This window comes from Planomonospora parontospora, from assembly GCA_014647935.1.
Taxonomy (GTDB): domain Bacteria; phylum Actinomycetota; class Actinomycetes; order Streptosporangiales; family Streptosporangiaceae; genus Planomonospora; species Planomonospora parontospora.
Genome location: BMQD01000026.1, coordinates 38,669 through 58,592, shown reverse-complemented (window position 1 = coordinate 58,592; position 19,924 = coordinate 38,669). Strand labels below are relative to the sequence as shown.

Sequence of the window (19,924 nt, the reverse complement as noted above, 5' to 3'; positions counted from 1 at the left end):
GGAGTCTGCGTATTTGTACATGGTCGGCCGGGCCCCCGTCCGCCACCATCGGTACGGCGGCGCACCCGGTCGTGCGCCGCCGTACAGGCGATGGTGACCCGGGGCGGGAGCGTCGATGGGCGAGGTGCAGGAGCGGGTCCCGCTCGCGGACAGGGCGGTCTTCGGCACCGCGGACCTCGACGAGGCCCGCGAGCAGGTGGCCAGGGTGTTCTGCCCGCACCGGCTGGAGCCGGCCGGCCGGGCCGCGCCGCTGGCCGCCCGGCTCAACTCCGCGCAGCCGGGCTCGGTGCGGGTGAACTACCTCGACTACGGCGCGGACGTGCGCATCGAGCCTGGAGAGCTGGAGTCCTTCTTCCTGGTGCAGATCCCGCTCGCCGGGCGCAGCCTGATCCGGTGCGGCGGGCAGGAGATCGTCTCGACGCCCGCACTGGCCTCCCTGCCCTCGCCGACGGAGTACCTGGACATGCGCTGGGCGGCGGGCTGCCCGCAGCTGATCGTCAAGTTCGACCGGCTGGCCGTAGAGGAGGCGCTGGAGCGCATGCTCGGCCGGCGGCCCGACCGGCCCCTGGTCTTCGACCTGGGCGTGGACATGACGGCGGGCTGGGCGCGGGGCTGGCGGTCGATGGCCGACCTGCTCGTTGCGGCGGCGGAGTGCGACGACGGCCTCGCCGCGCAGCCGCTCGCCGTCGCCCACCTGGAGGGCGCCCTGCTCACCTCGCTGCTCACCATGCAGCCGTCGAACCACCGGGACCTGCTGAACGCGCCCCGCCCCGCGGCCGTGCCCAAGGTGGTGCGCCGGGCGATGGAGTTCATCGAGGGCCACGCCCACGAGCCGCTGACCACCGGCGACGTCGCGCGCGCCGTGGCGGTCAGCGGCCGGTCCCTCCAGGAGGGGTTCCGTCGCCACCTCGGCCTGACCCCCATGACCTACCTCCGGGACGTGCGGCTGAGCCGGGTCCACGAGGAGCTGGCGGCCGGCGACCCCGCCCACCGCACCGTGACCGGGGTGGCCGCGCGCTGGGGCTTCCTGCACCAGGGGCGCTTCGCCGCGGCCTACCGGGCCAGGTACGGCCAGGCGCCGTCGCAGACGCTGCGCGGCCGCTGAGGGAGTCCCGGCCGGCGATGCGAAGGTCTCCGAAGGCGACCTCGCGACCTGGGGCCCGGGTGCCCGGGCGAGGTGCACGGGACCGGGAGGGTCAGCGGAAGTCGGCCGCGTGGTCGCGGGCCCATTCGGCGTACGTACGCGGGGGCCGGCCGGTGACCTGCTCGACGTCCGGCCAGACCCGCATCAGTGTGGACCAGTCCTGCTCGGCGTAGCCGCCGCCCTCGGGCGCGTCGCCGCCGTACTCGGCGAACCCGAGCATGAGGTCGGCCGACTCGGCGGCGAAACCGCCCTGCGCCCTCATCAGTTCCCGCGCCCGCTCCCGGGTGACCTCCTCGTAGCGGACCTCCTCGCCGAGCGCCGCGCCGATGGCCGCGACCTGCTCGCGGACGCTCACCAGGCCGGGACCGGTGACCGTGTAAGCCCGGCCGTGGTGGCCGTCCTGGAGCAGCGCGGCCACCGCGACGGCGGCGATGTCGGCCTCGTGGACGAGCATCGTCGGCTCGTCGGCGAACGGATAGCGCACCACCCGCTCAGCTCGGACGGAGGGCGCCCAGATCTGCAGCGTGTTCACCATGAACCCGCACGGCCGCACGTGCGTCCACTCCATCCCCGACTCCTCGACCGCCTCCTCCACCGGGTTGGTGTGCAGGCCCGCGGTCACCGACGCCGCCGACAGGTCCACCACCCGCCGTACTCCGGCCCGCTCGGCCATCGCCACGACCTCCCGTGCGGTCTCGTCCACCGGGAACAAGTACATCCGGTCGATCCCGTCGAACACGGGCGCGACGCTCCCGGGCTCGGCCAGGTCGCCCCGCACCACCTCCACCTGCGGCGGTAGTCCGGCGGCCGCCGGGTTCCTGGTCAGCGCCCGCACCTCGGTGCCCGCCCGGACCAACCGGTCCACCACGTTGCGGCCGACGAAGCCCGTCGCCCCGGTCACCAGGATCCTCATGTGCGTTCCTTTCGCCGTTCCGACCACGAGGGCAACGCTAGAGTCCATTCCGGCCACTTCCTGACCGGAATGGACGGGATCCTGAAGTCATGGCGAACACGAGTGCACGCACGCTGCGCCTGCTGTCCCTGCTGCAGACCCATCGCCACTGGCCGGGCGGAGAGCTGGCCGGCCGGCTCGGGGTGAGCGAGCGCACCCTGCGCCGTGACATCGACCGGCTGCGCGAACTGGGTTATCCCGTCCACTCGGGTCGCGGCCTGGCCGGCGGCTACCGGCTCCGCTCGGGTACGGCGATGCCGCCGCTGCTGCTCGACGACGACGAGGCCGTGGCGATCGCGGTGGGCCTGCGCACCGCCGCCGACGGTACCGTCGAGGGCATCGAGGAGACCTCGCTGCAGGCTCTGGCCAAGGTGATCCAGGTGATGCCGCCCCGCCTGCGCCGCCGGGTCGACGCGCTGCGCGCCTCCACCGTCGTCTCACCGCTGGACGGCCCCCGGACCGACGCGACCACGCTGACCGTGATCGCCCAGGCGTGCCGCGACGACGAACGGCTCACCTTCACCTACACACCCTCGTCGGGTGAGCCGGCCGGCCGACGGGTCGAGCCGTACCGGCTCGTCATGCTCCGGCGGCGCTGGTACCTGGTCGCCTGGGACCTCGATCGAGCCGACTGGCGCGTCTTCCGGCTGGACCGTCTCACCGGTGCCGCCGCCACCGGGGCCCGGTTCCGCCGGCGTGAACCACCGGCCGCCGACGCCGCGGTCTTCGTCCAGGACCGGATCGGCTCCCGTCCCGCGCGGTGGGACGTCACCGTGCGCGTGCACGCTGCGGCCGCCGTCGTCGAAGCGATCACAGCCGCCGCTGGAGGCCGGGTGGAGCCGGGCGACGACGGCTCGTGCCTGCTGCGGCTGCAGGTGGACGACTTCGACTGGCCGGTGCTGATCCTGGCCGCCACCAGGGCGGACTTCGACGTCGTCCATCCGCCGGAGTTCCACCGGTACCTGCGTGAACTGGGTGAACGCCTCCTCCGGGCCGGGAGTGCCTAGCCGGGCGGGTCCGGACCCGTCCGGAGGGCCGCTTCTGCGCCCCGGTTCGCGGACGACGTGCGGACGACCGATGACGGACCCCTCCGCGCGCGGAAATCCCGCGCCAGGCGGACGGAACCCGCGCTGAGCGGATGGCCCGGACCGCGGCGCCCGCCGTACCGTTCTTCTCAGGCGCCGATCGACCATCCACCGGAAAACCCTGGAGAAGGGACACCTCACCATGCGCAGGATCCTCATCGTCGGCGCCGGGCAGGCGGGCCTCCACCTCGCCCTCGGCCTGCTCCGCAACGGCTACGACGTCACCGTCGTCTCCAACCGGACCCCGGAGGAGATCCGGGACGGCCGGGTCATGTCCGGCCAGGCCATGTTCGGCACGGCCCTCGGCCACGAGCGCGACCTCGGGCTGGACCTGTGGGCGGGCGAGTGCCCGCCGATCGAAGGGATGCAGGTCACCGTGGCCGGCCCCGGCGGCGGCCGGGCGATCGACTGGGCGGCCCGGCTCGACACGCCCGCCCGCTCGGTCGACCAGCGGCTGAAGATGCCCGCCTGGATGGCCGAGGTCGAGCGGCTCGGCGGCAAGCTCGTCATCCACGACGCCGGGGTCGGCGACCTGGAGGAGTACGCCGCAGAGTACGACCTCGTCATGGTCGCCGCGGGCAAGGGGCCGATCGCCTCGCTGTTCGAGCGGGACGCCGCCCGCTCGCCGTACGACGTCCCGCAGCGGGCCCTGGCCGTGACCTACGTCACCGGGCTGACGCCGAGGCCGGAGCACTCCGCGGTCTGCTTCAACCTGATCCCGGGCGTCGGCGAGTACTTCGTCTTCCCGGCCCTCACCGCCACCGGTCCCTGCGAGATCATGGTCTTCGAGGGGGTGCCCGGCGGGCCGATGGACTGCTGGGGCGACGTGCGCACCCCCGCCGAGCACCTGGCCAGGAGCCGGCGGATCCTGGAGACCTTCCTGCCGTGGGAGGCCGAGCGCTGCGCCGGCGTCGAGCTCACCGACTCCGGCGGCGTGCTGACCGGCCGCTTCGCCCCGACCGTGCGCCGCCCGGTCGCGACGCTGCCCTCGGGCGCGCCGGTCCTGGGGGTCGCCGACGTCGTCGTGCTCAACGACCCGATCACCGGGCAGGGGTCCAACAACGCCGCCAAGTGCGCCGCCTCCTACCTGGCGGACATCCTGGAGCGCGGCGGGCGGCCGTTCGACGCGGCCTGGATGGAGGAGACCTTCGAGCGCTACTGGCGGGTCGCCCGGCACGTCACCGCCTGGACGAACGCGCTTCTCGCGCCCCCGCCGCCGCACGTCCTGGAGATCCTGCAGGCCGCGGGCCGGGTGCCGGAGGTGGCCTCGCGCTTCGTCAACGGCTTCGACGACCCGGCGGACTTCTCCGAGTGGTTCATGGACCCCGTCTCGGCGGGCGGCTACCTGGCGCGCACCGGCGCCCGAGGGGAGTGAGCGGCCGTGCGATCCCTGCGCGAGGCCCTCGGGCAGTACGCGACCGGGGTGGCGGTGGTCACCGCCGCCGCCCCGGGCGGGGACCGGGCCGGGGTCACCGTCAACTCCTTCACCTCGGTCTCGCTCGACCCGCCCCTGGTGCTGTGGTGCCTGACCCGGAACTCGCCCAGCGTGCCCGTCTTCCTGCGGGCCGGGCGGTTCGCGGTCAACGTCCTGGCCGAGGACCAGGACCACCTGTCCCGGCGGTTCGCCACCCCGCTGCCCGACAAGTTCGCCGGGGTAGAGACGCTGCCCGGCCCCGGCGGCGCGCCGCTGCTCGCCGGGACCCTGGCGTACTTCGCCTGCCGTACGGCGACCGTCCACGAGGCCGGCGACCACCTCATCCTCATCGGGGAGGTCGAGCGCTTCCACCGCGCGGAGGGCGAGCCGCTGGTCTTCCACGCCGGCCGCTACCGCTCCGCGGCGCCGCTCGGCGCCGTCCCGGTCCCGGCGCGCTGCGCTTGACGCGCTCCGCTCCCCGGCCCGAAGGCCGGAGCGGCGGCTCGCGGCCCGGCGGCGACCGGCGGTCGCCGCCGGTCCGTCCCGTCGACCGGACCCGTCGGCCCGCACCGGCGGGCGGTTCACCAGCCCGCTCCGGCGGCCCGTGCGGGGGCGCCGGAGCGGGGCCCCCAGATCGCGGGGTAGTCCGGATAGCCGTAACCGACGACCTCGCCCTTGGACCGGATGCGCCGCTCGACCCGGCCGTTGTCGGTGTTGCCCTCGATCGTGGTGATCGTGCCGTCGCCGTTGTCCTGCTTCACCAGGCCCATGTGGTCGATCCGGTAGACGCCCTCGCCGCCGTCCCCGTCGATGTCGAAGTAGACGACGGCGCCGGGGACGGCGGTGTTGCCCCAGCGCCCGTCGAGCTGGAACCGCCTGGCCCAGGTGACGACGTAGACGTCCGAGCCGACCGTGGACCGGAGCCCCGCCTGCTCGCCGACCCAGGAGACGAACATCGCGCACCAGGGGGCGTTGGCGTAGGCCCGGATGCTGTGGCCGTCGCGGGCCGCGGTCTCCCAGGCCCGGGAGGTCTCCATGTACCAGGAGTGGAACTTGGTGCCGCCCCCGTCGGCGTCCTCCCGGATCCCGACCTGCTGCTCGGCCACGCTCAGCATCCGCGCCACCGCCGCCTGCGGCGCCCGCCCCGCGGGCCAGTACGGCACGGCCTGGGCGGGCGGGCCGGTCCGGGAGCCAGGCGGGACGCCGGACATCAGGGCCGGGACGCCGACGAGGGCCGTCCCCACGACAAGAACCGCGCTGAGGGCCAGCCGGGGAAGGCTGGAGGGGGGGAGGGAACGGGGAACGCGATCATTGATCATCCCGGGTTCACTCCTTGTCTCCGAGCCGCCTGCCGGGCCGGCCGGCGGATGAGAGAATTCGTCGAGAACTCCGAGGTCAGTCTAACATCCGCCCGCTTCGATGATCATCGAGCGGCCCGGGGGCGGCTCGGCGTCGTGCGGAGGCCCGGCCCCGTTCGGAGGTTCAGCACGGCGAGGAGGCCCGGCTCTGTCCGATGGTTCAGCGCCGTGCGGAGACCCAGCCGCGTCCGGCGGCCAGGCAGCCGGCCTGGAACCGGCTCCGGGCGTCCAGGCGCTCCATCAGCTCGGCGGTGACGCGGCGCAGGGTCCGCACGGAGACGTCGAGCTTGCGGGCGACGGCCTCGTCGGTGAGGCCCATCGACAGCAGGCGCAGGACCTCGCGTTCCTGGCTGCTCAGTCCCCGCTCGTCGCGGTGGGGCTCGTCGCCGAACGCGTCGGCCCGCTCCCAGACCCCCTCGAACAGCGCGGTCAGCGCGGTGATGACGCCCGCGCCGCGGAGCAGGACCGCGCCGACGCTGCTGTCGTCCGGATCGATCGGGAGCAGCGCCGCCTCCCGATCGAAGATGATCATCCGGGTCGGCAGGGAGGGGATCGTGCGCACCCGTCCGCCGAGCTCGGCCAGCCAGGTCGCGTAGGCGGCGGTGTGCTGGTCGTTGCGGACGCTGTCGAGGTAGACGATGCGGATCCGCACGCCGTTCTCCAGCAGCGCCCGGTCGAGCGGCCTGCTGGCGTCGATGTTCGCCAGGGTCTGGGCGCCCTGGGGCTCGAACCCGCGCAGCTCGTGCCGGCAGCGCAGGGCCAGTTCCTCGATGCGCGTGCGGACGGTGTCGATGCCGAGCAGCGTCTCTGCGCCGTCGCTGGGCTGGGCGGGGTTCAGGTCCGCGTAGGCCGCGATCATCTGGGCGACGGCCGTCCGGCCCCGCTCGATCTCCTGCTGGCGGCTGAGCAGCGCCGCCTCCTCCCGGGCGAGCAGCGCGGACAGGCCGACCTCGGGACGCACCAGGCGCAGCACGCCCGGCTCCTCCCAGGAGGGCCGGAGCAGCGACAGCCGGGCCAGCTCGTCGAGCGCGTCACGGATCCGGGGGACCGGCCAGCCCAGTTTCTCGCTCAGTTCGGACACCCCGTGGGAGGGGTTCTCCAGGATGGCGCGGTAGACGGTCTCCTCGGCGGACCCGAGGCCAAGCAGTGAGAGCACGACCCCTCCCGGTGACGGACGCGAGCACGGCGCGACCGGTCGGGGACCGACCTTCCGGCGGTCGCAGTGTGAAACTAGGGCGAAGGGGTCATGCCAGGGTTATGCGCCACCGGATAACCCCGTGTTAACCACCCGCCCGGAAGGTCCTCGGCGGAGACGTCTCCCCTGGCAGCCTCCTGCACGGCAGGTGCCTGCCAGGCCGGATCCCTGGCGGATCCGGCGGCCGGTGGAGACCGTCGAGCCATGTACCTCATCAACGCCCGCCTGCGGGCCCCCGAGGAGGACGGCTCCCGCCCGCCGCCCCCGCCGCGGATGCCGGTCCGCGAGCTCCGCGACCTCGTCCTCGCCCTGGCCGATCCCGCCGACCGGATCGAGCACGTCTACGGCGCGGTGAGCGCCGCCGGCGCCGATCTCGGCCTCTTCGTCCTGCAGCCCACCCTCGAAGCCGCCGAGACCGCCGCGGAGCGGTTGTGCCGGCGCTGCCTCGCGACGTCCCCCCGGCTCGCCGGCTGGTCCCTGGACGGCTGCGCCGCGGGCCTGGTCCCCTGCCTGGCCGAGGCCCTGCTGCTCGGCGGCGGGCCTGGCAGCGTCCTGCCATTGCAGGGCGCTGACAGGCGCCGGGGCTTATCCCGGAACTGATTCGAGGCAAGAATCCGAAGGGCCGGAGAAAGCGCGGTTGATCTCCGGTGGAAATGCCAGCGGCCGCATCGGTGAATTCAGCCGGCACGACCGGCGGAAAGGAAGAGAAGACGATGAAGGAAATCGGCCGCCCCGCCGCCGCGCTCGGCGCCCTGTCCCTCGCGGCCGCGTTCGCCTTCGCGGTCCCGTCCCCGGTGCCCCCGGCGTCCGCGGTGCCCGCGGTGTCGCCGGCGGCCCCGGTCCACCTCGCGGCGGACGGTCCGGCGGGCTCCGCGCCCGGCGCCGGGCCGGCCCCCGCGCTCGGCGCCGGCTGGCAGTGACCGGCCGGCGAAGCACCTGGTCCGGGCGGCAGCCCGGCGAGTCGTCTGGGAGGCGACCACAGTGAACCATCAGGAAGTCGAAGTACTGGCGATCGGAGCAGGCCCCTCCAACCTCGCCCTCGCGGTGGCGCTGGAGGAGCTCTCGCCCGAGCTGGCGAGCAGGACCCTGCTCCTCGAACAGCACCAGGACGTGTCCTGGCAGCGCGGCATGCTGCTGCCCTGGGCGCAGAGTCAGGTGTCCTTTCTGAAAGACCTCGTGACGCTGCGGAATCCGCGGAGCAGATTCTCATTCGTCAATTATCTGCACTCGGCCGGAAGGCTCAATGAATTCGTCAACCTGGGCAGCTTCACCCCCTACCGGAGTGAGATATCGGAATATCTCCTGTGGGTGGCGCAGTCATTGTCCCGGGTGCGGATCGAGTACGGCCGGCGGTGCGTCAGGATCGAGCCGGTCCTGCTGCCCGGCGGCGAGGTGGAGGAGTGGCGCGCCGAGCTCGGCGACGGCTCCACCATCACCGCCCGCACCCTCGTGGTCGGCGCCGGCCGCGACCCGCACATCCCCGAGGTGTTCGGCGCGCTGCCGCGGGAGCGGATCATCCACAGCACCGAGTACACGCGGGGGATCAGCCGGTTCGACCACGGTGCGCCGCACCGGGTCGCGGTGATCGGCGGAGCGCAGAGCGCGGCCGAGATGCTCTGGGCCACCCACCAGAGCATGCCCGAGGCCCAGTGCACCATGATCATGCGTTCCATCGGCCTCAACGGCTACGAGAGCAGCAGGTTCACCAACGAGCTCTTCTACTCCTCGTTCATCGACGAGTTCTACGGCGCGAAGCCGGAGGCGCGCCGCCAGCTCCTGTCCGAGATGCACCGCAGCAACTACGCGGGCCTCTCGCCCGGCCTGCTGGACACCCTGTACCGGCAGATCTACCTCGAGCGGCTCAACGGCGCGGAACGGCTCAAGATGATCACAATGGCGGAGATCACCGCCGCCGGGCTCGACGGGGACGAGATCGTGCTGACCCTGACCGACCGCAAGAGCGGCGACCGCACCGAGCTGCCCTGCGACATCCTGCTGCTGGGCACCGGCTTCGACCGCCGGATGCCCTGGCTGGTCCGCGACCTGGCGGCCCGGGCGGGCCTGGGGGAGATCGCCGTCGACCGGGTCTACCGGCTCGGCCTGCCTCCGGGGTCCGGCGCCGCCTGCTACCTGCAGGGCGTCAACGAGGACACGCACGGCATCGCCGACTCGCTGCTCAGCGTGCTCGCCACCCGTGCCGAGGAGATCGTCGGGGACATCCAGGACCGCCTGGCCGCCACCGAGCTGCTCGCGCCGTTCGCCCTGCCCGTCGCCTCCTGACCGCACCCTCCGGCCCGCGGGCGCCCGGCCCTCGGCCCCCAACCCCGCCACCGCCTCCGGCCCCCGCCACCGCGCTCCGACCGCGCTCCCACCGCGCCTTCCGGCCCGTGCGGCGACCCCGCCGCGGCCCCCGTCCGATCCGAGGAGCCCTCCATGGACCTCAGTACCTTCGACCCCGACCAGCTCAGGCCCGACAACGGCCTGCTCGCCAAACGGCTGCTGCCCTGGACCACGCTGAACGCCCCCTTCGAGGGCGCCTGGTGCGTGGTCCGGCCCGGCACGGCCTCCACCCGGCACGCCCACCACGAGTACGAGATCTTCATCGCCGTGTCCGGCGAGGCGGTCCTGGAGAGCGAGGGCGAGCGAGCCGCCTTCGCCGCCGGGGACGTCGCCTACTTCCCGCCCGGCACCGACCACCGGGTCGTCAACGACGGCGCCGCCGACTTCGAGATGTACGGCATCTGGTGGGACGCCGACATGACCGGTGCCTTCACCGCCCGCCACGAGCAGAACCACGAGCGCGACGCCCAGGAGGAGAGATGACCCGGACGATCGTCATCGCCGCCACCCCCACGCCCAACGGGGACCTGCACGTCGGGCACATGGCGGGGCCGTACCTCGCCGGCGACGTGTACGCCCGCTACCTGCGCGCCGACGGCCGGCCGGTGACCTACGCGACCTGCACCGACGACAGCCAGTCCTACATGGTCTCGACCGCGCGGGCACGCGGCACGACCCCCGGAGAGCTCTGCCGGACCTCCACCGGGCAGATCGGCCGGTCGGTGGAGGCCATGGGCATCTCCCTGGCGCAGCTGCCGCCCGTCGACGACGTCTACCGCCGGACGGTGCTCGACTTCGTGACCGCCCTGCACCGGCAGGGGCGCTTCGAGACCCGGACCGTGCGCATGCCGTACGCGGAGAACGCCGGGACCTACCTGTTCGACGGCCTGGTCAAGGGCGAGTGCCCGTCCTGCCTGGCCGAGAGCTGCGGCGGGTCCTGCGAGGGCTGCGGCCGCCCCAACCACTTCGACGACCTGATCGGCCCCCGCTCGGTCCTCGACCCCGCGGACCCGGTGACCTCGCGGGAGGCGACCGTCCTGGTCCTGCCCATGGAGAACTACCGGGAGGAGCTCACCGCCTACTACGAGGCCCGCCGGGACGTCTGGCGGCGGCACGGCGCGCAGCTCGTCCGGGAGATCCTGGCCGGGCCGCTCCCCGAGATCCCGATCACGGTGCCGTCGCCGGGCTGGGGGATCGACGCCCCGTTCGCCGAGACCCCCGGCCAGATCCTCTACCCGTGGATCGAGGCCATGCCCGCCTCCGTCTACGCCACCTGGAGGGCGGCCGGCGAGCCGGAGGGCCCGGTCGACGCGCTCTGGCGGGCCGGGAGCGGCAACCGCCTCGTCTACTTCCACGGTTTCGACAACGTCTACTTCTGGGGGATGCTCGACCTGGTGATGCTGCTCGCCCACGGCGACCGCTACATCACCCCGGACGCCAACGTCTGCAACGAGTTCTACGAGCTGGAGAACGAGAAGTTCTCCACCAGCCGGGGCCACCTCATCCGCGGCGCCGACCTCGTCGCGGAGGTCCCGCGCGACCTGGTCCGGTTCTACCTCGCCCTGACCTGCCCCGAGGACCAGCGGGCCAACTTCACCAGGGAGGGACTCGACAAGGTGGCCGAGCGGCGCCTGCGCGCGCCGTGGAACGCGCTGGCCGACCGGATCGACGCCCTCGTCACCGACCCCGGCGAGGAGCTCCCCGTCACCGGCGAGGGCCGCCGCCGGGCGGCCGTCATGGTGGAGCGGTTCCGCCTCTGCTACGACCTGCCGTCCTTCAGCCTGACCCGGGCGGCGGACGGGATCGTCACCCAGCTCGGCCGGCTGCTGGAGGCCGAGCGCGCCGAGACCGGCGACCTGCTGCTGGAGGTGCGCACCCTGCTGGCCTGCGCGGCCCCCATCCTGATCGACGTCGCGGCCGAGGCCGAGACGCGCGGGGTGAAGCTCACCCTGGAGACCGGCGCCGAGACGGTCACCTCCTTCCTGCTGCCACGACTGCCCGGGAGCGCCCGATGAGACTGCTCGCCCTGGAGGCACGCCAGAACGCCTCCTACTACCAGTCCCGTTACCGCCAGGTCGCCGACCTCGGCGCCGAGCTGTACGTGCTGAACGGGATCGGCACGCCGGACTTCTGGCCGCAGGACCGCTACCGCGTCGCCGGCTCCCAGCGGATCGACGACCTCATCACCGAGGCGAAGGCCTGGCACGAGCAGGAGCGCTTCGACGGGGTCATCACCTTCTCCGAGTCGGCCGTGACCGCGGTCGCCGCGGTCGCCGAGGCGCTCGGCCTGCCGGGCGTCGGCGCGGAGGCGGCCAGGACCAGCCGGAACAAGCTGCTGATGCGCGAGGCGCACCGCAGGCACGGCGCCCCGCACCCCGGCTTCCGCCTGGTGGCCGACGTGGAGGAGGCGCGGCGGGCCGCAGAGGACTTCGGCTACCCGGTCATCCTCAAGCCGACGCTCGGCGCGGCCAGCAACTTCGTGTTCCGCATCGACGACGAGGAGGAGCTGCGGGAGACCTTTCCCCGGGCGGCCGAGGGCATCGCGGGCATGTCGTGGTACGCGATGGAGGCCGAGGGCCTCGACCTCGGCCCGCACGGACTGATGGTGGAGGCCTTCCTCGACGGGGAGGAGTTCCTGATCGAGGCCGTCGCCTGGGACGGCGAGGTCTACCTGGGCTCGATCGTGGACCGGATCACCGCCGAGGGCGGGACCTTCGACGACGACGTGCACCACGCGCCGACCTCGCTCGGCCCGGAGCAGGTGGCCGCGGTGCACCGGGTCGTCGCGGCGGGCGCCCGCGCCCAGGGGCTGGACCGCAGCGTGATGCACGCCGAGGTGCGCTTCCACCGCGGCGAGCCGTACCTGCTGGAGATCGCGATCCGCCCCGGCGGCGGAGGGCTGGACCTCATCGCCCGGATCACCGCCGACCACTGCCCGATCCGCGCCGTCATGGACGTGGCGCGCGGCGTGCGGCCCCGGGTCCGCCACTACGAGCCGACCGGCGTCCACGTCACCGCCATGTGCCTGCTCTGCGACGCGGGCCGGATCGAGCGGATCGACGTGCCCGCAGAGGTGAGCGAGTCCGACCGGGTCTTCTTCCTCAAGATCACCGCTCGGCCCGGGGACGTCGTCCGCCGCCCGCCGGAGGGCAACAGCATCCTCGGCTTCCTGGGCACCACCGGCGACTCGCTGGAGGACGCCCGGCAGACCATGAACGACCTCGCGGACCGGATCCGCGTCGAACTCTCCCCGATCGGAGACCGGTGATGACACAGCTGACCGTCGCCCCCGCCCAGACCTCCGCCCAGACCTCCGCCCCTGAGCGGCCGGCCGTCCCCGCGCAGGCCCCCGCGGCCCGCGCCGCGACCCCCGGCGGGCGGACCGCCCGGACCCGCCGCTACCTGATGTGCCCGCCCACCCACTTCGACGTCGTCTACTCCATCAACCCCTGGATGGACCCGGGCAAGCCGGTGGACGGCGCCCTGGCCCGGCTCCAGTGGGAGGGGCTGCTCCGCGCCTTCCAGGCCCTCGGCCACCGGGTGGAGCTCATCGAGCCGCTGCCCGGCTACCCCGACATGGTCTTCGCCGCCAACGGCGCCACGGTCATCGGCGGGAAGGTGCTCTCGGCGCGCTTCCGGCACGCCGAGCGGGCCGCGGAGGGCCCGGCCTACCTGGAGTGGTTCCGCGCCCGCGGCTACGAGACCCGCGAGGCCGTGCACGTCAACGAGGGGGAGGGCGACTACCTGGCGGCCGGCCGCTACCTGCTCGCCGGGACCGGCTTCCGCACCGACGTCCGCTCGCACCGCGAGGCCGAGAGGTTCTTCGGCCTCCCCGTCGCCGGGCTCCGGCTGGTGGACCCGCGCTTCTACCACCTCGACACGGCGCTGGCCGTACTCGACGACGAACTGATCATGTACTACCCGGGGGCGTTCTCCCGGGAGAGCCAGGGCGTGCTGCGCGTGCTCTACCCCGACGCGATCATCGCCACCGAGGCCGACGCCGAGGCCTTCGGCCTGAACGCCGTCTCCGACGGCCGCCACGTCCTGATGCCGCCCGCCGCCACCCACCTCATGGACGAGCTGCGCGAGCGCGGCTTCGAGCCGATCGGCGTGGAGCTGTCGGAGCTGCTCAAGTCGGGCGGCAGCGCCAAGTGCTGCACGCTGGAGCTGCGCGGGGGCCCCCGATGAGCATCCCGGAGAGGACCGCGGAGAACGGCTACGAGGGACGGCGCTTCACCTCCGGGGACGTGCCCGCCGGGGTGGAGTCGCCGACCGCGACCTACCGGCAGGACGGGGACCTGCTGTGGGGCGAGTTCGCCGGCGGCCACGCCCGGCGCGGCGCCCTCACCGGGGTCTGCGCCCCCGACGGCACCCTCGACTTCGCCTACTGCATGGTCCTGGACACCGGGGAGATCGTCTCGGGCCGCTGCCACAGCACCCCGGAGACGCTCGCCGACGGGCGCGTCCGGCTGCACGAGGAGTGGGAGCGGTACGGCGAGCACGCCGCCACCGGCGTCTCCCTGCTGGAGGAGCTCCCCACCGCCACCGCCACCGCCACCACTGCCACCGAGAACGAGCACGAGCACGAGGACGAGGACCGGACATGACCGCGACCATCGACACCGCGACCACCGACACGGCGGCCCCCGCGCGCCCGCGCGGCGAGACCCCCGCCAGGGGCGGGACCGTCACCTGGGCCTGCGCACCCGGCTTCCCGCCGTCGATCATCTTCCCGTTCACCCCGCCGGAGCGCTTCGGCACCCGCAACCTGCTGGAATTCCAGATCCTGATGTACCGGCCGCTGTACTTCTTCGGCACCCACGGCACACCCGAGGTCGACTACGACCTCAGCATCGGCGAGCCGCCGGAGTGGAGCGAGGACGGGCGGACGGTCACCGTCACGATCAAGCCCTGGAAGTGGTCCAACGGCGAGACCGTCTGCGCGGACAACGTCCTGTTCTGGGTCAACATGATGGCCGTCAAGGGCGAGCGCTACGGCGAGTACGTCCCCGGGTACTTCCCCGACAACCTGGTCTCCTACGGCAAGCTCGCCGAGGACAGGGTCTACTTCACCTTCGACAAGGCCTACTCCAAGCGCTGGGTGCTGATGAACCAGCTCAGCACCATCACCCCGATGCCCCGGGCCTGGGACCGCACCGCCGACGGGCCGGCCAACGCGTCGGAGGACCTCGCCGACGTCGAGGCCGTCTACGACTTCCTGATGGCCGAGAACGGCGGCGTGCTGGAGGAGGACAACTCCGACCGCGTGCACTGGGCCGACAGCCCCGTCTGGAGCGTGGTCAGCGGCCCGTGGCGGCTGAAGAGCTACACCATGGACGGTGTCGTCACCTTCGTGCCCAACGAGCACTACTCCGGCCCGAACAAGCCCCACCTCGACGAGTTCCGCCAGATCCCGTTCATGTCGGACGGCGAGGAGTACGAGCGGCTCCTGGCCGGACCGGACGGCCCGGACGGCGTCCAGGTCGGCTACCTGCCGCTCAGCTTCAGCACCGAGCCCACCGACGACCCCACCAAGGGCGGACCGAACCCGCTCGCCGAGAACTACACGCTGGTCCCGCAGGCCGCGTTCTGCATCCGCTACATCCCCCTCAACTACAACAACCCGACCGTGGCCGGGAAGATGCTCGCCCAGACCTACATCCGGCAGGCGATGCAGCACGCGCTCGACCAGGACCGGGCGGCCCGCGAGATCTACCACGGCTACGCCTACCGGCAGGACGGCCCGGTGCCCTGCCACCCCGCGAGCGACCTGGTCTCGCCCGCCCTGCGGGGCGCGCCGGTCCTGCCCTTCGACCCCGAGCGGGCCCGCGCGCTGCTGGCCGCCAACGGCTGGGATACGAGTGTCTTCCCCGCGGTGTGCACCGGCCCCGGCGAGGGCCCCGGCCAGGCCGGCGCGGGCATCCCGGCCGGCACGAAGCTCAGCTTCTCGCTCCGGTACGCCGAGGGACGCCCGGCGCTCACCCGGCTGATGGAGCAGTTCCGCGACGACGCGGCGCGCGCCGGCATCGAGCTGCGGCTGCAGGAGGTCTACGGCTCGGTCCTGGTCGCCGAGGACGCCCCGTGCGTCGCCGGGCCGGACAGCCCCTGCCTGTGGGAGCTGAGCACCTGGGGCGGCGGCTGGGTCTACCACTTCCCGAGCGGCGAGATCCTGTTCAAGACCGACGCCGGCGGAAACTTCGGCCACTACACCGACCCGAAGGCCGACGAGCTCATCGCGAAGTCGGTCACCACCGACGACCTGGGCGCGCTCTACGACTACCAGGACTACATCGCCGAGCAGGTCCCGGTCATCTTCATCCCGAACTTCTCGCTGCGGCTGTTCGAGGTCGCGAACGACCTGCGGGGCTTCGAGCCGATCAACCCCTTCGGCATGATCGCGCCGGAGAACTGGTACTACGTCGAGAGCGGGGAGTGACGCCGTGAGCTCCGCCGCGACCCTCGCCGCGTCCCTGAACACGTCCCTCAGCATGCCCCTCGCCGGGGCGCCCGTCGCCGTCATCCCCGCCCACCACCTGATGACCTTCCTCCTCCAGCTCGGCCTGCTCCTCGGCCTGGCGACCCTGCTCGGGCGGCTCTCCGCCCGGTTCGGACTGCCGGCGCTCCTCGGCGAGCTGTGCGCGGGCATCCTCATCGGGCCGTCGCTGCTGGCCAACGCCGCCCCGGACCTGTTCGCCTGGCTGCTGCCGCAGGACCCGGCCCGTTTCCACCTGATCGACGCCGTCGGCCAGCTCGGCGTCCTGCTTCTGGTCGGCATGACCGGCATGCACCTCGACACCGGCTTCCTGCGGCGCCAGGGCAGGTCGGCGGCCTGGATCAGCGGCACGGGGCTCCTGGTGCCCCTCGCCCTCGGCGTCGGGATCGGGTTCCTGGCCCCGCCGGAGATGATCGTCGGCGGCACCGACCCCATGGTGTTCGCCCTCTTCCTCGGCGTCGCGCTGTGCGTCAGCGCGATCCCCGTCATCGCCAAGATCCTCACCGAGATGCGCCTGCTCCACCGGGACATCGGCCAGCTCATCCTGAGCACCTCCGTGATCGACGACGTGGCAGGCTGGTTCCTGCTCTCCGTGGTCTCCGCGCTCGCCACCGCCGGAGCCCGCACCGGGCAGGCGGCGCTGACCGCGATCGCGCTGCTCGCGGTGTTCGTCCTGGCCTCCCTGCTGATCGGCCGCAGGGCGGTGGCGGCGGTGCTGCGGCTGGCCGACCGCGGCCAAGGGGACCGCACCCTGATCGCCGCGGTGACCGTGCTGTTCCTGCTCTTCGCGGCGGTGACCCACGCGCTGGGCTTCGAGGCCATCCTCGGCGCCTTCGTCTGCGGGGCGCTCATCGGCTCGTCCCCGGACCTGAAGGTCGCCCGGCTCGCCCCGCTGCAGACGTTCGTCGCCGCGGTGCTGGCGCCGATCTTCTTCGCCACGGCGGGCCTGCGGATGGACCTGACCGAGCTGGCGAACCCCGTCGTGCTCGGCGCGGGCCTGCTGGTCCTGGCCGTCGCCATCGCCGGCAAGTTCGCCGGGGCCTACCTCGGGGCGCGCATCGCGCGGCGCACCCGCTGGGAGGCGCTCGCCCTGGGCGCCGGCCTCAACTCCCGGGGCGTCATCGAGGTGATCGTCGCCATGGTCGGCCTCCGGCTCGGCGTGCTCACCACCGCGTCCTACACCGTGATCGTCCTCGTCGCGGTCGTGACCTCGATGATGGCGCCGCCCCTGCTCCGCTTCGCGGCCTCCCGCATCGCCCCCACCGAGGACGAGGTGGTCCGCGAGGAGTTCTTCGACGCCCTGGAGACCCCCGGGCAGACCCCCGACAAGCAGTTCGTGACGACCGCCAAGGAGGCGTGACATGACCGCAGACGACCGCCCGCTCGTCCTGCTGATCGCGACGGGGATGCGGCACTACCGCGAGTACCTGCTGCGCTCGATCGCGACCGGGTACCGGATCCACCTGTTCGCCACCGCCGAGCCCGGCTGGGAGCGCGAGTACGTCACCGGCTGGACCCTGGTGGACAGCACCGTGGACGGCCCCGGGATGGTCCCCGCCGCGCTCGACCTGGCCGCGCGCGAGCCCGTCCAGGGCGTGCTGTGCTGGGACGAGGCCAGGATCCTGGCCGCCGCCCACGTCGCGGAGGCCCTGGGCCTGCCCGGCGGCGACACCGCGATGGTGCGCCGCTGCCGCGACAAGCACCTCACCCGGGTCGCGCTCGACGCCCGCGGCGTGCCGCAGCCGCGCTCCCTGGCCGTCGGCACGCTGGAGGAGGCGCTGAAGGCCGCCGGCGAGACCGGCTACCCGGCCATCCTCAAACCGCGCGGCCTCGGCGGCAGCCTGGGCGTGATCCGGGTCGAGGACCCGGAGGAGCTCGCCGAGCGGTTCGCGTTCGTCCGCGACCTCACCGTCCCCGACGGCGCCACGTTCGACGTGCCCGTCCTGGTCGAGGAGTACGCCGACGGCCCCGAGGTGAGCGTGGACGCCGTCGTCCGGGACGGCGTGGTGACGCCGCTCTTCCTGGCCCGCAAGGTCCTCGGCTACGAGCCGTACTGCGAGGAGGTGGGCCACTACGTCGACGCCCGCGACGAGCTCCTGCACGACCCGGAGTTCCGCCGCGTCCTGCAGGACACCCACACCGCCCTCGGGTTCACCGACGGGTTCACCCACACGGAGATCAAGCTCTCCTCCCGGGGCCTGCGCGTCATCGAGGTCAACGGCCGCCTGGGTGGGGACATGATCCCCTACCTCGGGCTCCTCACCACCGGGATCGACCCCGGCCTGGCCGCGGCGGCGGTGGCCTGCGGGCGCGTGCCCGACGTGACGCCCCGGCACGAGCTGGCCGCCGGGGTCCGCTTCTTCTACGTCGCGGAGGACGACACGACGATCGGGTCGATCGCCTTCGACGAGGCGGGCCTGCCCGGGGCCGTCGACCGGGCGATCCCGGTCGTCGAACCCGGAGCGACCGTCTCACCCCCGCCCAAGGGCACCCTGTGGGGCCGCATCGCCTACGCGACCGCGGTCTCCGCCGACCTCGCCGAGTGCCGCGCCGCCCTGGACGCGGCCGAGGCCAACCTGGAAGTGAAGGCAGCAGCATGACCGCCGTCGTCGGGAACGAAGAGACCACCGGGCCCGAGAGGCCCGCAGACCCCACCGGAGCCGAGAGGCCCGCACAGCCCGGGACCGCCCCGCCGGCCCCGCCGGAAAAGGACGACGACGGAGTCATCGTCACCCTCCGGGAGACGTCCCGCGCGGCCAAGGCGCTGCTGCTCGGCGTGTTCGTCAACAAGCTGGCCGCGTTCATCCAGATCTACCTCGTGCTGTTCCTGACCAACCGCGGGTTCTCCCCGACCCAGGCGGGCCTCGCGCTCGGCGTCTACGGCGCGGGCGCGGTCGCGGGCTCGCTCATCGGCGGGTCGCTCTCCGACCGGATCGGGCCGCGCGCGGCCACGCTGGTCAGCATGACGGGATCGGCCGCACTGATCGTCTCCATCCTCTACCTGCCCACCTACCCGCTCCTGCTGGGCGCGATCTTCCTGGTCAGCACGGTCGGCCAGTTCTACCGGCCGGCGGCCCAGGTGCTGCTGACCGAGCTGACGCCCAAGCACCGCCTCGTGATGATCACCGCGGTGTACCGGCTCGGGCTCAACCTCGGCATGACCGCGGCCCCGCTGATCGGCGCGGCGCTGCTGTCGGTCTCCTACAACGCGCTCTTCTGGGGCGAGGCCGCCGCCGCGCTCACCTTCGCCGTCATCGCCTCGCTCGCGCTGCCCCGGCGCGTCTCCCGGCCCGCGGCCGGGCAGCGGGCCGCCGAGCCGGAGCCCGCGGGCCGGTCGGGCTACCGCGCGGTCCTCGCCGACCGGCGCTACAGCCTCTACCTGGTCGCGGTCCTGCTCACCTCCATCGTGTACTGCCAGTACACGGCCACGCTCCCGCTGGACGTCGCGGCGGCGGGGATCAGCCTGTGGTGGTACGGCGCCGCCGTCTCGCTCAACGGGTTCATCGTGATCACCTGCGAGCTGGCGATGACGAAGGTCGTGCAGCGGTGGCCGATCCGGCTCACCGCGCTGCTCGGGCTGGGCCTGGTCTCGGTCGGCTACGCGATCTACGCCATCTCCCCGCTCCCGGTCTGGTTCATGGTCGGCACCCTGGTCTGGACCCTCTCGGAGATCATCGGCGGGCCGACGGTCTTCGCCTACCCCGCCATGGCGGGCCCCGAACGGCTGCGCGGCCGCTACATCGGCGCCATGCAGAGCGTCTTCGGCCTCGGCACCGCACTCGGCCCGGTCCTCGGCACGCTGGTGTGGTTCCAGGTCGGCCGCTCGGTGTGGCTCTGGGCGGCCCTGGTCGCCGCCGTCGCGACCGTCGCCGGACTCCTCGGCATGCGCACCCCTGCGACCGGAGCCGAGGAGCCGCAGCCCGCGGCCGCCTCGGCCGGCTGA

Annotated in this window: 19 protein-coding genes; 16 read left to right on the top strand and 3 right to left on the bottom strand. The window is 73.2% G+C overall.

Annotation, left to right across the window (positions count from 1 at the left end):
- Positions 1-115: 115 nt before the first annotated feature.
- The gene (locus tag IEZ07_RS29680) at positions 116-1,105 is read left to right on the top strand and encodes an AraC family transcriptional regulator (RefSeq protein WP_191897805.1); all 990 of its coding nucleotides are present in this window, start codon (positions 116-118) and stop codon (positions 1,103-1,105) included.
- Positions 1,106-1,196: 91 nt separating this feature from the next.
- Here the strand turns inward: IEZ07_RS29680 and IEZ07_RS29675 are convergent, their stop codons facing one another.
- On the bottom strand, positions 1,197-2,057 hold the full coding sequence (locus IEZ07_RS29675; protein WP_191897804.1) for an SDR family oxidoreductase: 861 nt from the start codon (positions 2,055-2,057) through the stop codon (positions 1,197-1,199).
- Between the two features lie 89 nt (positions 2,058-2,146).
- Here IEZ07_RS29675 and IEZ07_RS29670 point away from each other — a divergent pair, with 89 nt between their 5' ends.
- The 3 genes from IEZ07_RS29670 (at position 2,147) to IEZ07_RS29660 (ending at position 5,060) form a co-directional block, all read left to right on the top strand.
- Positions 2,147-3,103, top strand: a complete 957-nt coding sequence (locus IEZ07_RS29670) for a helix-turn-helix transcriptional regulator (RefSeq protein WP_191897803.1) — start codon at positions 2,147-2,149, stop codon at positions 3,101-3,103.
- A gap of 220 nt (positions 3,104-3,323) precedes the next feature.
- Complete coding sequence (locus IEZ07_RS29665) at positions 3,324-4,556, top strand: styrene monooxygenase/indole monooxygenase family protein (protein WP_191897802.1); 1,233 nt, start codon at positions 3,324-3,326, stop codon at positions 4,554-4,556.
- Positions 4,557-4,562: 6 nt separating this feature from the next.
- The gene (locus tag IEZ07_RS29660; RefSeq protein ID WP_191897801.1) at positions 4,563-5,060 is read left to right on the top strand and encodes a flavin reductase family protein; all 498 of its coding nucleotides are present in this window, start codon (positions 4,563-4,565) and stop codon (positions 5,058-5,060) included.
- A 116-nt stretch (positions 5,061-5,176) separates the two neighbouring features.
- On the opposite strand, the gene IEZ07_RS29655 is transcribed toward IEZ07_RS29660, so the two are convergent.
- A complete protein-coding gene (locus tag IEZ07_RS29655; RefSeq protein ID WP_191897800.1) occupies positions 5,177-5,914 on the bottom strand; it encodes a CHAP domain-containing protein in 738 nt (245 codons plus the stop codon).
- A gap of 199 nt (positions 5,915-6,113) precedes the next feature.
- Positions 6,114-7,109 (bottom strand): helix-turn-helix transcriptional regulator, encoded by a 996-nt coding sequence (locus IEZ07_RS29650; protein ID WP_191897799.1) that lies wholly within the window; start codon positions 7,107-7,109, stop codon positions 6,114-6,116.
- A 243-nt stretch (positions 7,110-7,352) separates the two neighbouring features.
- Here IEZ07_RS29650 and IEZ07_RS29645 point away from each other — a divergent pair, with 243 nt between their 5' ends.
- The 12 genes from IEZ07_RS29645 to IEZ07_RS29590 all read left to right on the top strand — a co-directional run bounded on the left by IEZ07_RS29645 (position 7,353) and on the right by IEZ07_RS29590 (position 19,924).
- Complete coding sequence (locus tag IEZ07_RS29645) at positions 7,353-7,748, top strand: hypothetical protein (RefSeq protein WP_068903180.1); 396 nt, start codon at positions 7,353-7,355, stop codon at positions 7,746-7,748.
- A 113-nt stretch (positions 7,749-7,861) separates the two neighbouring features.
- Complete coding sequence (locus IEZ07_RS29640) at positions 7,862-8,068, top strand: hypothetical protein (protein ID WP_191897798.1); 207 nt, start codon at positions 7,862-7,864, stop codon at positions 8,066-8,068.
- Between the two features lie 61 nt (positions 8,069-8,129).
- Complete coding sequence (locus tag IEZ07_RS29635) at positions 8,130-9,428, top strand: lysine N(6)-hydroxylase/L-ornithine N(5)-oxygenase family protein (protein WP_191897797.1); 1,299 nt, start codon at positions 8,130-8,132, stop codon at positions 9,426-9,428.
- Between the two features lie 153 nt (positions 9,429-9,581).
- The gene (locus IEZ07_RS29630; protein ID WP_068903173.1) at positions 9,582-9,971 is read left to right on the top strand and encodes a cupin domain-containing protein; all 390 of its coding nucleotides are present in this window, start codon (positions 9,582-9,584) and stop codon (positions 9,969-9,971) included.
- Positions 9,968-11,503 carry a class I tRNA ligase family protein gene (locus IEZ07_RS29625; protein ID WP_191897796.1) on the top strand — a complete coding sequence of 512 codons (1,536 nt, stop codon included), beginning with the start codon at positions 9,968-9,970 and terminating at the stop codon, positions 11,501-11,503. Before IEZ07_RS29630 ends, IEZ07_RS29625 begins: the two co-directional genes overlap by 4 nt.
- Entirely contained in the window at positions 11,500-12,756 is a 1,257-nt protein-coding gene (locus tag IEZ07_RS29620) for an ATP-grasp domain-containing protein (RefSeq protein WP_191897795.1), read from the top strand. Before IEZ07_RS29625 ends, IEZ07_RS29620 begins: the two co-directional genes overlap by 4 nt.
- Positions 12,756-13,676 (top strand): dimethylargininase, encoded by a 921-nt coding sequence (gene ddaH, locus IEZ07_RS29615; protein WP_191897794.1) that lies wholly within the window; start codon positions 12,756-12,758, stop codon positions 13,674-13,676. Before IEZ07_RS29620 ends, ddaH begins: the two co-directional genes overlap by 1 nt.
- A complete protein-coding gene (locus IEZ07_RS29610; RefSeq protein WP_204054678.1) occupies positions 13,673-14,095 on the top strand; it encodes an avidin-fold protein in 423 nt (140 codons plus the stop codon). The genes ddaH and IEZ07_RS29610 overlap by 4 nt, the downstream gene beginning before the upstream one ends.
- A complete protein-coding gene (locus tag IEZ07_RS29605; protein WP_191897793.1) occupies positions 14,092-15,924 on the top strand; it encodes an ABC transporter substrate-binding protein in 1,833 nt (610 codons plus the stop codon). Before IEZ07_RS29610 ends, IEZ07_RS29605 begins: the two co-directional genes overlap by 4 nt.
- Before the next feature lie 4 nt (positions 15,925-15,928).
- The gene (locus IEZ07_RS29600; protein WP_239320876.1) at positions 15,929-17,341 is read left to right on the top strand and encodes a cation:proton antiporter; all 1,413 of its coding nucleotides are present in this window, start codon (positions 15,929-15,931) and stop codon (positions 17,339-17,341) included.
- 1 nt (position 17,342) lies between these two features.
- The gene (locus IEZ07_RS29595) at positions 17,343-18,581 is read left to right on the top strand and encodes an ATP-grasp domain-containing protein (RefSeq protein ID WP_191897792.1); all 1,239 of its coding nucleotides are present in this window, start codon (positions 17,343-17,345) and stop codon (positions 18,579-18,581) included.
- A complete protein-coding gene (locus tag IEZ07_RS29590) occupies positions 18,578-19,924 on the top strand; it encodes an MFS transporter (RefSeq protein ID WP_191897791.1) in 1,347 nt (448 codons plus the stop codon). Before IEZ07_RS29595 ends, IEZ07_RS29590 begins: the two co-directional genes overlap by 4 nt.

Bases quoted from the DNA above. Each gene is read 5' to 3' on its own strand.
- IEZ07_RS29680 (WP_191897805.1), top strand. From the start codon at position 116: ATGGGCGAGGTGCAGGAGCGGGTCCCGCTCGCGGACAGGGCGGTCTTC.
- IEZ07_RS29675 (WP_191897804.1), bottom strand. From the start codon at position 2,057: ATGAGGATCCTGGTGACCGGGGCGACGGGCTTCGTCGGCCGCAACGTG.
- IEZ07_RS29670 (WP_191897803.1), top strand. From the start codon at position 2,147: ATGGCGAACACGAGTGCACGCACGCTGCGCCTGCTGTCCCTGCTGCAG.
- IEZ07_RS29665 (WP_191897802.1), top strand. From the start codon at position 3,324: ATGCGCAGGATCCTCATCGTCGGCGCCGGGCAGGCGGGCCTCCACCTC.
- IEZ07_RS29655 (WP_191897800.1), bottom strand. From the start codon at position 5,914: ATGATCAATGATCGCGTTCCCCGTTCCCTCCCCCCCTCCAGCCTTCCC.
- IEZ07_RS29645 (WP_068903180.1), top strand. From the start codon at position 7,353: ATGTACCTCATCAACGCCCGCCTGCGGGCCCCCGAGGAGGACGGCTCC.
- IEZ07_RS29640 (WP_191897798.1), top strand. From the start codon at position 7,862: ATGAAGGAAATCGGCCGCCCCGCCGCCGCGCTCGGCGCCCTGTCCCTC.
- IEZ07_RS29630 (WP_068903173.1), top strand. From the start codon at position 9,582: ATGGACCTCAGTACCTTCGACCCCGACCAGCTCAGGCCCGACAACGGC.
- IEZ07_RS29625 (WP_191897796.1), top strand. From the start codon at position 9,968: ATGACCCGGACGATCGTCATCGCCGCCACCCCCACGCCCAACGGGGAC.
- IEZ07_RS29620 (WP_191897795.1), top strand. From the start codon at position 11,500: ATGAGACTGCTCGCCCTGGAGGCACGCCAGAACGCCTCCTACTACCAG.
- ddaH (WP_191897794.1), top strand. From the start codon at position 12,756: ATGACACAGCTGACCGTCGCCCCCGCCCAGACCTCCGCCCAGACCTCC.
- IEZ07_RS29610 (WP_204054678.1), top strand. From the start codon at position 13,673: ATGAGCATCCCGGAGAGGACCGCGGAGAACGGCTACGAGGGACGGCGC.
- IEZ07_RS29605 (WP_191897793.1), top strand. From the start codon at position 14,092: ATGACCGCGACCATCGACACCGCGACCACCGACACGGCGGCCCCCGCG.
- IEZ07_RS29595 (WP_191897792.1), top strand. From the start codon at position 17,343: ATGACCGCAGACGACCGCCCGCTCGTCCTGCTGATCGCGACGGGGATG.
- IEZ07_RS29590 (WP_191897791.1), top strand. From the start codon at position 18,578: ATGACCGCCGTCGTCGGGAACGAAGAGACCACCGGGCCCGAGAGGCCC.